We start from the raw sequence: 11,321 nt of genomic DNA, 5'->3' as shown, positions 1-11,321 counted from the left end.
ACACAAGACCGCATCTGACAAACAGCACACTTCAACTCAAAAAAGTCTTGCTATGCAGGAGACATCCACACAAGACATTCGCTGCGGGAGCGAAAACCGGAGCTGCTCCTATTAACTGTCTGCGGGACTTTCCGACCTTCGTTGCGTTTGCGCCAAGTACTGCCTGCTACAGTTGCGAAAAGCTCACGGCCCGTGCGCAGTGGAGATTTGAAAGTGCTTTGCTATAATGGAAGCAGTTTGACTAGCGCTTGCATTCTCTGTCGAGAGGCTAAGACAATTGTCTCTAGGCATGGCAACAAAGTTGTACCTATCCAAATAGGTTTTCAGGTCCTCTGGCGTGGCAAGTTTACCTCTTTTCTGACGCTCTGATGCAGATACGCGCGCCATCAATGTCTCTTTTGAGCAATAGAGATGGATGGGTTCGATTGTGCCCCCAAACTCCTCAATTGCACGTTCATAGTCTTGCACAAGAGGGTCATCTTCAGGTTTGCTATAAGCAGCGGTTGTGATGAGCTCTAGTATATTTGCCCTTGCAGCACCGTGCAGAGTTGCCACGCGCAAATCATGCACGAGATCCCAGAACCCTGGCTTAGCGAAACCAAACACCATTCTTGCAATATCTATGGCAGCGTGATTGTCGACGAGCGGCAACCCGGTAAGTGATGAGAGTGCACGCCCTACTGTCAATTTCCCCGTAGCTGGAGCACCGTGGATTAAAAAAAGTTTCATACGTGAGCACACTAAGATCTAACCGATCGTCAAACAACACGTCAGCATCACTCAGTTTATGGGCTCGCTTCAAACTCTGCCTGCAGTTTTTTGGGGTCGAGCGGGACAGCAATGCAATTTTAAATCGTAGCTTTGCAGTTGCAGAACAATTTTCAAACGGCCCCTCGATAATGACTAGTGCCGGTTCACGGACGCGAAGACTTGTTTGATTATTTCTACATCTCTAGGATGAACGCATATAAGATTTGGTCATTTTGCGAATAGCTCGTTTACAAGGAATCGCCTCCATGAAAAGCGCATACTCAAGGTATTCAGCTTTTAAATTCACTGCTACTTTGACGGCCGCCTTATTTTTCTGGCCGGTTTATTCGGTTGCGGATTCCTCCAACCCATTCATCCTAACCTACCAAGGGCGCAGCATTGACAGTGCACCTTATTCCTTTGCCTTTCCGTACCGACTTGAACACGCAACGATTGAGCATCAAAAAATTTACTTCAGCCGCCACGTGGAAGGGGAAGGTAAGCATCTCTTCGTCACGGATTGGGACCCATTAAAACCAATATCACTCGATAGCCAGTCGGCCACGAAAGTCACCAATACAGACCTCAACTCAATTAACTTCTGGCGCAGATATCTCAACACGCGCCTTGGCGGACTGGTTGCTGAAGCGGATGAGGACAAAGCGGAGCGGATAAACCTTTGGCTTTTCGCAGATGGAGCGGACAAGCCGCGCAGGTTGACAGACGTAGATTACATCTACGAATTTACTCAATCAAAAGATCACAGTGCGATCTACTACACTGCTCGGTATGGTTCGTCAGATGCGGCCAAAGGGTGCTTAGAAGAGCTGACAATCCAAAATAATGGCAGCACACAAACCCGTCAGTTGATATGCGATGATAATCCTGCGATGCCCGCGCGCATCAACTGGTGGACCAAACTCCGGGCAGATTCCGAGCGCGTGGTGTTTCCTGCGCTGAAGGACGGAGACCGTAATAAACAGGAACTGTACACCTACGATTTGTCTGATGGCTCTGTTTCCCTGATGTTCGAAGGTCATGGAAAGAGTTGGGTGGACGTGTGGCATGGTTGGGGTGACGAAGCTCAAGCACTGTTTTCAGCTGACCGTGATCTTTATCGCTACGATTTTAAAGCGGATGAGGCGGTTTTGTTACGTCGCTTTGATCGTGCCCTTTCAGGGTTTCGACCTGCAGGCTCTGGCGAAGCTCCAAATATCATGGTCACAACCGAAACGCCCTTTGAGACAAAGCTAGAAGTTTTTGCCGTCGCACCTGACCGTTTGACACTTCTTTCGACGACTACACTCTCTGAAGATGTTTGGCTTGCTGACGGTTACGATGGTCAAGTTATGGTCGGCAAATTTTCCCCAGAAACTTACGCTGCATTCGATATGCTAACGGTAGTGCATGATGGCAGCTTCACGTCACAGAACGCAATCAAAGGTCTAGCTGAGATAAATGACCAACTCAGCCAGTGTAACGTCGAACGGGTGCAAGTCACTCATGAGGACACAAGTAGTCAATCGCCTGGTACCCAAACTCTAGATGTGTTTATTTACCGCCCAAGAGACTTGCCTCCCGTCGAAGATCAGAAATTTATTGTAACCGCTTACTATGGCGGCAAGAATGAGTTTTCGTCCTACCACCATCTGTTCTGCGCCTTAGGCTTGACCAAAGTCAGCCCCGCCGTGCGCGGAGATTGGCGATATGGCACGGAGTTTGCCAACAGTAATGATCGTGAAAAGGCTGATGCGCCAATCCGCGATACTTTGGCTGTCGCACGTTATCTTATGGAACAGTTCGATATTCCAAACAGCCGACAGATCGGCACAACAGGATACAGCCACGGCGGGTGGGCCGCTGTTCGTGCGGTCAGCTATCCAGGACCAGAACGACTTGATCTGGGTTTTGCCATCGCAGGCGGTGGATTTTACGATCTGCCCGCTATCGTTGATCCTACAAAAAACGGTGAGACCAATATCCACGGCTGGTTCGACAAGGAATTTGGCACTGCCGATCAGCAGGAGCTCTTGCGTGTTCTGTCTCCCAGCCAGAATCTGGACGAGATTACAGCACCTATATTCCTATATCACGCTGATCGCGACACACGTGTCTCTCCCAACCAATCTTACAGTTTTGCGGAACGCTTGGCTGAGGCCGGAAAAACCCACGAGTTGATGATAATTCCGGACCAAGGTCATAGCATCCGCGGCCCCGAAATCTGGGCTGAAATCCGGCAACGCCTGCTGGATTTTGTCTCTCAAACTCCGTGACGCTCGACGACATGTAGGGTTCTTCGCGGCCATTAGATCGGTTTCAGCATGTTCACTGGTCCCTTTTGGTTACTCTTGCAAGGACGGCCCACAGCCGACATTTGGCTCTGCTCAAATTTGCTTAGCCGATTTCGTGAAAGCCGCCGTTCATGCACAACACAGCATTTTGGATTTTTAAGCGGCTACGCTTACTAGCAACAGTTGCGGCCCATTTTATCAAGGACCGCCTTAATTCTGATCGGCGTCCGCGATTTTACAATTCGAAGCAGACACAACAAGCTCTGTTTACTGCAGTCAGATGTTGCTGCCTTTCTCAAGCCCTCCTCGCCCTGGATCTCCGGACCGAATGTCTGAACGGAAACTTGTTCATGGACCTTGCCGATGCCCGCGAGAAATTGCAGGCTTGAGTACGAGAGCATGAGGAGGTCAAGCCCTTTAACTCGATCAGGTATGACGTTCCGGTCGAACGCCACATTCCCGGTGGTGCAGTAGCCCTTAGGCAAAATGGGAATAGGATTCCAGACCCCGGACGTTATGAAATATTTACAGAGTATCTCGCGCAAAGGCATTCTTACACTATGGTTTATTATTTTCAGCAATTGAGGGGTTTTCTACAAAATGAAGCAAGCCATTGTGATCATGCATGGAATGGGCGAACAGATCCCGATGTCAACCTTGAACTCCTTTGTTCATTCCGTCTGGACCACGGATGACCGATTGGTCGATCAGGGCAAACCTGATCCCAACACTGGAGGCGCGCGGAGCGGAAATACGTCGTGGGCCAAACCAGATAACCGAAACAACTCGACTGAACTTCGGCGCGTTACAACAGAGAAGGACGCATCGGTCAATTACACAGATTTCTACGAATTCTATTGGGCCCATTTGATGCAGGGCCTTAACCTACCATACTACCCAGCAGCCAATGTCCGGAATCCTTTAAGAACATCCCAGATTTGCACTTGTAGCGAAAGTCTCCTTTCCGCCGATTCTGTTGAAAAAAACGCGTTGCGAGCGCAGAATGTAGCAATGGAATGAGTGCGCGAGCGCCTTTCTGATCAGGCGGTTCCCGGTTTCTGCGGTGCAGGAAAGATATTCGCCAGTTTACTATGGTTCTGGGCGGTGGCAGCGAGGTGGAATTCGTCATTTGCGCCGCATGGGCCGCGTAGCCGGAGACGTCCCAGGCCGAGGGTGTGTTTGAGATGGGCAAAGAGTATCTCGACCTTCTTCCGAAGCTTCATCGAGATGTCGTATTGTCTGGTCTTGGCAATGTCGCGGGCGACCTGGTGGGCGTCTTCATGTTCTTCGCGGGTAATCTTGCGGGCATCGGCATTCGGGCAGCATTTTGACTTCGAGGGGCAGGCCTGGCAGGTCAGCTTCAACGCCTGATAGTTGACGACACCCTTGCCCGTGGGGCCACGGTTCGGGTCTGAGTAGTTTCGGCGGAACTGCTTGAGCGTCTCGCCTTCCGGACAGATGCATTGGTTGTTCCGGGCGTCCCATACCCGCTTGCGCCCATCGCCCTATTACGAGGCATCACTTGCAGAAGGCGTCACCTCATTCGCGCCCTATAACCAGATGCTGATCCCACTGGGATACGGCGATGCCGATGCGGAATATGACCGGTTGATGAACGGTGTCAGCATGTGGGACGTAGGCGGCCAGAGGCAGGTTCAGATCAAGAGGCGCGACGCCGCTCGGCTGGCGCAGAACCTGTCGCCACGCCATCTATCCGGGCAAGTCGCCGGACAAGGCAAATATGTGCCAATGTGCGATCACGCCGGTACTCTGATCAACGATCCCGTTGTCAACAAGTTGGACGATGATCTGTTCTGGTTTTCGATCACGGACAGCGACGTGAAACTCTGGGCGCGCTGCATCGTTACCGAACGTGGGCCTGAGGTGGAAATCACCGAACCGGACGTTTCGCCGATGGCCATTCAGCGCCCAATGGCGGCAGATGTCGTAGCGTCGATCTTTGGGAACTGGGTGCGGAATCAGAAATACTTCTGGTTCGGCGATGCCGAGATCGGCGGCATTCCGGTCAAGATCGCCCGATCCGGATTCTCGAAACAAGGCGGCTTTGAGATTAACCTGATGGACGGATTCAGCGGAGTCGAGCTTTGGAACATCGTGCATGAGGCGGGCACGTCTTTCGGGGTCGGTCCAGAATGCCCCAACCCCCCGTGAACGGATCGAAAGCGGCCTTCTGTCCTGCGGTGGGGATTCCGGCGACGCGACCAACCCATTCGAAGTGCGCCTCAGCAGATATAGCGACATGGACAAGATCATGAAAACCCTTTCAGACGCCGAAGCGACCTTTCAGGAACGCGAGGAAATGAATGTTCTGACCGAGTTGAAGCCGGGTGTAATGTATTCCGAAAAGGAACTTGCCGAGGATGTTGGATTCGACCGTACACCAGTTCGCAAGGCGTTGCAGCGCCTCGAAATCGAAGGGCTGCTGGCCATAAAGCAGCGCCGAGGCATTCAGATCACAGAAGTCGATGCGGATGTGCAATTGCGTCTGCTGGAAATCCGGCGACCACTCCAGAATTTCGCCGCTGAATATGCGGCAATCCGTGGCACAGACGACGACCGACGTATCATGCAGACATTTGGTGAAGAGTCGCTCGAGGCCAGCAAGGCGCCACCGGCATCACGCTCCCAGGCTCTGTCGGCGGTAAGAACCGCCCATGACCTTGTGGTCGACGCATGCCACAACGAGTTTGCCCAAAAAAACCATGCGTGTTGTCCAGGGCTTGTCGCGCCGTTTCTGGATTTTTCACATGAAGTGCGAAGATTTCAACATCGCCGCCGAATTGCACGCGCGGCTATTGCTTGACGTGGCAAATGGCTAGGCCGTGGCCGCAGTCGCCGCCTCAAATTTGTTGGTCGACTGTCTCGAGGCTTTCGCACGAGAAACCAAAGACTGGAAATGACCGATCTTTCTTTCTGCGGGTAAGCTTTGCGAATGACCAACATTCGTACCAAATCGCGGAATCGACAGGCCGGCAGAAACGGCCGCTTCTAGCGTCATGACCCACGACAACGTCTGCTTCACGCGCTTTGTAATCATTAGCGCTCTGTGCAGCATAAGTAAGTCTGGGCTCGAAGCAGACCCTCGGAGCCTCTGCCCCCAACCGCCGTCGGTCCACCCGGGCCGGTCTGATTGATGGTGCATAACTGTCTGCGGGTCGCCAACTTAAAGCTCCGCCAGCGCTGATACTTGATACAGATCAAGGTGCTCCGCTTTGGCTTCGTCCATTCAGGTCATGTCTGGACGCGCACGCGCGACTCGCCCGAGTCGCGCGGACAGAGACGAGGAAATGAAAAAATGATGAACTATTTCAAGCTGATCGCGCTTGGTCTGATCACGCTATTTGCGTTGATTGCGGCCAATTATGCCCGCGATCTGGCCTATATGGTCAATGCACTGGTTGTGGCATTGGCAGCTGCAGGCATGTTCCTGTGGGTGCTGCGCCAGACCGACGAACCGGTCGAACAGGCTGACCTGTCGGGCGAATATATGGACGGCGTGATCCGTGCCGGGGTGATTGCCACAGCGCTCTGGGGTGTGGTGGGTTTCTTGGCGGGCACGTTCATTGCCTTCCAGCTGGCCTTTCCCGCACTCAACTTCGAGTGGGCGCAAGGACTTGCCAACTTTGGCAGGCTCAGGCCCCTGCATACCAGCGCCGTGATCTTTGCCTTTGGCGGAAACGCCCTCATCTGCACCTCGTTCTACGTCGTACAACGCACCTCGGCGGCCCGCCTCTGGGGCGGCAATCTGGCCTGGTTCGTGTTCTGGGGCTATCAGCTTGTGATCGTGCTGGCGGCTTCGGGCTATCTGTTGGGCGCCACCCAGTCGAAGGAATATGCCGAACCGGAATGGTATGTCGACCTGTGGCTGACCATTGTCTGGCTGGCCTATCTGGCCGTCTTCCTGGGCACGATCGTCAAACGCAAAGAGCCGCATATCTACGTCGCCAACTGGTTCTACCTTAGCTTCATCATCACCGTGGCGATGCTGCATGTGATCAACAACCTCAGCATTCCGGTGTCGATCTTTGGCTCGAAATCCGTGCAGGTCTTTTCCGGCGTGCAGGATGCGATGGTACAGTGGTGGTATGGCCACAACGCCGTAGGCTTCTTCCTGACGGCGGGTTTCCTTGGCATGATGTATTATTTCATCCCGAAACAGGCCGAACGTCCGGTCTATTCCTACAAGCTTTCGATCATCCACTTCTGGTCGCTGATCTTCCTTTATATCTGGGCCGGTCCGCACCACCTGCACTATACCGCGCTGCCCGACTGGGCCTCGACGCTGGGTATGGTGTTCTCGATCGTGCTGTGGATGCCCTCGTGGGGTGGCATGATCAACGGGCTGATGACGCTTCAGGGTGCCTGGGACAAACTTCGCACCGATCCGATTATCCGGATGATGGTAATTTCACTGGGTTTCTACGGCATGTCCACCTTCGAGGGTCCGATGATGTCGATCCGCGCGGTCAACTCGCTCAGCCACTATACCGACTGGACCATCGGTCACGTGCATTCCGGCGCGCTTGGCTGGAATGGCATGATCACCTTTGGCGCGCTTTACTTCCTGGTGCCGCGGCTGTGGAATCGCGAGCGGCTTTACAGCCTCAGCATGGTCAGCTGGCACTTCTGGCTCGCGACCATCGGCATCATCCTCTACGCCGCCTCGATGTGGGTAACCGGCATCATGGAAGGGCTGATGTGGCGCGAGGTCGATGCCAACGGCTTCCTGGTGAACTCTTTCGCCGATACCGTTGCCGCCAAACTTCCGATGTATGTGGTGCGTGGCCTGGGCGGGGTGCTCTACATCACCGGTGCAATCATCATGTGCTATAACCTTTACATGACCGTCAGACGGAGCCCGGCTGTTGCCGCCACCAACTCCGTTGTCCCGGCAGAATAAGGGAGGGTCAGACAATGGGAATTCTCAAAAAGCACCATCATCTTGAACGCAACGTAACCCTGCTGGCCATCTTCGCCTTTTTGGTCGTCACCATCGGCGGGCTGGTGCAGATCGCACCGCTCTTCTGGCTGGAAAACACGATCGAGGATGTCGAGGGGATGCGCCCCTATACCCCGCTGGAGCTGGTCGGGCGCGATGTCTATGTCCGCGAGGGCTGCTATGTTTGCCACAGCCAGATGATCCGCCCGATGCGGGACGAGGTCGAACGCTATGGCCACTATTCCCTCGCGGCAGAATCTAAATACGACCATCCGCACCAATGGGGGTCAAAACGCACGGGGCCCGACCTGGCCCGTGTTGGCGGGCGGTATTCCGATGAATGGCATGTTGATCACCTGCGCGACCCGCAGGCGGTGGTGCCGGAATCGGTGATGCCGAAATACGGGTTTCTCGAAAACCGGCTGATCGACGGTAAATATATCGAGGACCGGATCAGGACCGAACGTCTGGTAGGCGTACCCTACACCGACGAGATGGTGGAAAACGCTGCAGCCGACTTCCGGGCGCAATCCAATCCGGACGCCGACACTGACGGTCTGCTGGAGCGCTACGGCGAGGCCGTGCCGATCCGCAATTTCGACGGTGCGGCAGGCATTTCCGAGGCTGACGCACTGATCGCCTATCTGCAAATGCTGGGCACGCTGGTCGATTTCTCGACCTTCACCCCTGTGGCAAGCCGGTAAGGGAGGGCAAGACATGGAAACCTATTCATTCCTGCGCGAACTGGCCGACAGCTGGATGCTTCTGTTCCTGTTTCTCTTTTTCGCAGGCGTGGTGTTCTGGGTCTTCCGGCCCGGATCGACGCGAACCTACGATAACCCCGCAGGTATCCCTTTCCGGCATGAAGACAAACCCGCGTCCGATGGTGACGCGGCCTCCAGGGAGGCATGAGAGATATGGACAAGAAATCGCAAATCCACGAAGGCGACCCGAATACGACCGGCCACGAATGGGACGGCATTCAGGAGTTTGACAATCCGATGCCACGCTGGTGGCTCTGGACGCTCTACGCGACCATCATCTGGGGCATCGGTTACGTGATCGCCTATCCGGCCTGGCCGGGCATCTCTTCGGCCACTGCGGGGATGCTGGGCTGGTCCACCCGCGCTGATGTCGCCAATGACATTGCCGCTGCCGACGCGGCCAATGCCACGATCAACGCCCGCCTGGCCGGGGTCGAGCTGACCGCAATCAGCAGTGACCCGGAACTGTCGGGCTATGCCACCTCGGCAGGGGCGGCCGTGTTCAAGACCTTTTGCGCGCAATGCCACGGTTCAGGCGCAGCAGGCGCCAAGGGCTATCCCAACCTGCTTGATAATGACTGGCTCTGGGGTGGGGATATCGAGGCGATCCATACAACGATTGCTCATGGTATCCGCAACGAGGAAGATGCCGATGCGCGCTATTCCGAGATGCCTGCCTTTGGCGAGATCCTGGAAAAGGATGAGATCAGCGCTGTCACCAACTACGTGATCTCGCTCTCGGGTGAGCCGGATGACGCCTCGCAAGTCGAGGCCGGACAAACTGTTTTCGCTGATAACTGCGCCTCCTGCCACGGCGATGCGGGTCTGGGTGATCGAGATCAAGGCGCGCCCAATCTTGCGGATGCAATCTGGCTTTATGGCGGTGATCACGAAACGGTTCTGCAAACCGTTACCTATAGCCGCTTTGGCGTGATGCCCGGATGGTCGACCCGTCTGAGCGAAGCCGAAATTCGCGCAGTCTCCGCTTATGTCCACCAGCTCGGTGGCGGGGAATAAACAAGAACACCCGCGAGATTATTCCCGCGGGTCAGGCACCGGCCCTTCCGTCCTGTTCGCGCGTTTCCTGGAAGGCCGGTGCCGCCCCTGATTGGGCCACAGAGGGAGAAGGCTGTGGCCCAAAAATTCTCTGGGTGGGCTGCTAGGCAGTTATGTACGTTTTGAGCGTACATTCTGTACGGGACGTACGTTTCTATCAACCATCCCGTTTGGCCGGGGCCGGCGGTGCGTGGCGCACCCACCGGCGGCCACGCCACGGCCAATGCCGGAACCGGCCGCCGTTACCAACGGCCGGTTCAAGGTCAAAGATGCGCGGTTCAAACACGCTTTCCGCTTGTGTTATGCGGAAACAGATCAAGGTCGCGGCGGTCGTTGAACCGGTCATGTTTGCCCCAGTGGTTGCGGGCGTCGGTCCGGGTGGCGGTATTGAAAGTTTTTGCGAAAATTCCCAGCATGTCGTTTCCTTTCGTGGTGTTAATTTCTGCATTGAATATTGCATCCGGGCTGGCTTTATGCGACCCAGGAAAAATTCAAAAATGTAAGGTGAGATTACATAATGGATTGGCTGGGATTTCCACCGCTATCGGCGCTCAGGGCGTTTTCAGCTCTGGCCGAAACCGGCGCGGTCGTGACGGCGGGCGAAAAGCTAAATGTCAGCCATGCCGCGATCAGCCAGCAAATCAAGACGCTTGAGGCTCACACAGGGCTGAAGCTGGTGGATCGCAGCGGGCGCAGCCTGACGCTGACACCCGAAGGGCAGCAACTGGCCGATGCGCTGACTCAGGGCTTTGACATCATCGCGCAGAAAATCAATGTCCTTACCGGCGCAGACGCCAACCGCCCCCTGCATATCGCCACGACGCCGATGCTGGCGGCGGCCTGGCTGATGCCGCAACTGGGCGGGTTTCACACCGAACACCCCGATATCAACCTGATCCTCAGCACCAGCCCCAAGGTCGAGCCGATGGAAAGCAACGATATCGACGTGGCGCTGCGCTATGGCGCTGGCAATTGGCCGCGTCTCGACAGTGAACCGCTGTTTCTGTCGCGCATGGTGGTCGTGGCGGCGCCGTCACTGGTGGGGGATCAGACGTTCCAAACCTTTGATGAACTTGCGGATTTTCCCTGGCTGATCGACGCGGGCCTGTCCGAAGCCAATAGCTGGTTGGCGGGGATCGGCACGCTGGAAAAACTGTCGCAGGGGTCGATCCAACTGCCCGGAAACCTCTTGCTTGATGGTGCGCGGGACGGACAGGGGGTGGCCGTCACCGTTCAGGCTTTTGCCGAAAAAGACTTGCAGGCCGGACGTTTGCGCAAATTGTTCGAAAGCGATGCGGTCAAGGGGTATCATATGGTCACCCGCCCCGGCGTGCAGCGCCCGGCCCTGCGCAAGTTCCTCAAATGGTTGCGAAAACAGGTGAAAACCTGTGAAATGGATAAATAGATCAGTTTCAGACTCAGAATTTGATTCAGGTCAAAGTCTGCCCGTGCCGCACCTGCCAATAACGGCCTGACAGGACCTGACATACCGGAGTGATT

General features: G+C 55.1%; 11 protein-coding genes and 1 pseudogene. 9 read left to right on the top strand and 3 right to left on the bottom strand.

Going from position 1 to position 11,321, the window contains the following annotated elements; translation table 11 throughout:
* Positions 1-183 precede the first annotated feature (183 nt).
* On the bottom strand, positions 184-729 hold the full coding sequence (locus LC334_RS03110) for an AAA family ATPase (RefSeq protein ID WP_085798740.1): 546 nt from the start codon (positions 727-729) through the stop codon (positions 184-186).
* Between the two features lie 287 nt (positions 730-1,016).
* Between LC334_RS03110 and LC334_RS03105 the strand changes: the two genes are divergently transcribed.
* Both LC334_RS03105 and LC334_RS03100 read left to right on the top strand, forming a co-directional pair.
* Positions 1,017-3,023 carry an alpha/beta hydrolase family protein gene (locus LC334_RS03105; protein ID WP_085798739.1) on the top strand — a complete coding sequence of 669 codons (2,007 nt, stop codon included), beginning with the start codon at positions 1,017-1,019 and terminating at the stop codon, positions 3,021-3,023.
* Positions 3,024-3,641: 618 nt separating this feature from the next.
* Complete coding sequence (locus tag LC334_RS03100; RefSeq protein WP_085798737.1) at positions 3,642-4,061, top strand: hypothetical protein; 420 nt, start codon at positions 3,642-3,644, stop codon at positions 4,059-4,061.
* Positions 4,062-4,081: 20 nt separating this feature from the next.
* Here LC334_RS03100 and LC334_RS03095 read toward each other — a convergent pair.
* Positions 4,082-4,525: pseudogene (locus LC334_RS03095) on the bottom strand (transposase); the annotation flags it as partial.
* Here LC334_RS03095 and LC334_RS03090 point away from each other — a divergent pair.
* The 6 genes from LC334_RS03090 (at position 4,500) to ccoP (ending at position 9,782) form a co-directional block, all read left to right on the top strand.
* The gene (locus tag LC334_RS03090) at positions 4,500-5,213 is read left to right on the top strand and encodes an aminomethyltransferase family protein (protein WP_223412859.1); all 714 of its coding nucleotides are present in this window, start codon (positions 4,500-4,502) and stop codon (positions 5,211-5,213) included. The pseudogene LC334_RS03095 and the gene LC334_RS03090 overlap by 26 nt on opposite strands.
* Positions 5,214-5,361: 148 nt before the next feature.
* Positions 5,362-5,865, top strand: a complete 504-nt coding sequence (locus tag LC334_RS03085; protein ID WP_223412858.1) for a GntR family transcriptional regulator — start codon at positions 5,362-5,364, stop codon at positions 5,863-5,865.
* A 492-nt stretch (positions 5,866-6,357) separates the two neighbouring features.
* Positions 6,358-7,962, top strand: a complete 1,605-nt coding sequence (ccoN, locus tag LC334_RS03080) for a cytochrome-c oxidase, cbb3-type subunit I (RefSeq protein WP_085798735.1) — start codon at positions 6,358-6,360, stop codon at positions 7,960-7,962.
* Between the two features lie 14 nt (positions 7,963-7,976).
* Positions 7,977-8,705, top strand: a complete 729-nt coding sequence (gene ccoO, locus LC334_RS03075) for a cytochrome-c oxidase, cbb3-type subunit II (RefSeq protein ID WP_085798734.1) — start codon at positions 7,977-7,979, stop codon at positions 8,703-8,705.
* Positions 8,706-8,718: 13 nt separating this feature from the next.
* Complete coding sequence (locus LC334_RS03070; protein WP_085798733.1) at positions 8,719-8,913, top strand: cbb3-type cytochrome c oxidase subunit 3; 195 nt, start codon at positions 8,719-8,721, stop codon at positions 8,911-8,913.
* A gap of 5 nt (positions 8,914-8,918) precedes the next feature.
* Positions 8,919-9,782 (top strand): cytochrome-c oxidase, cbb3-type subunit III, encoded by an 864-nt coding sequence (ccoP, locus tag LC334_RS03065; protein ID WP_085798732.1) that lies wholly within the window; start codon positions 8,919-8,921, stop codon positions 9,780-9,782.
* 317 nt (positions 9,783-10,099) lie between these two features.
* Here ccoP and LC334_RS03060 read toward each other — a convergent pair whose 3' ends face one another.
* Complete coding sequence (locus tag LC334_RS03060; RefSeq protein WP_176237605.1) at positions 10,100-10,237, bottom strand: hypothetical protein; 138 nt, start codon at positions 10,235-10,237, stop codon at positions 10,100-10,102.
* 101 nt (positions 10,238-10,338) lie between these two features.
* Here LC334_RS03060 and LC334_RS03055 point away from each other — a divergent pair, with 101 nt between their 5' ends.
* Positions 10,339-11,226, top strand: coding sequence for a LysR family transcriptional regulator (locus LC334_RS03055; protein WP_085798731.1), 888 nt, complete (start codon positions 10,339-10,341; stop codon positions 11,224-11,226).
* The last annotated feature ends 95 nt before the right edge of the window (positions 11,227-11,321 follow it).

This window comes from Roseovarius aestuarii (assembly GCF_019966515.1).
Lineage (GTDB): Bacteria > Pseudomonadota > Alphaproteobacteria > Rhodobacterales > Rhodobacteraceae > Roseovarius > Roseovarius aestuarii.
Note: the sequence above shows the minus strand (reverse complement) of the source record. Positions and strands in the feature narration are given on the sequence as shown.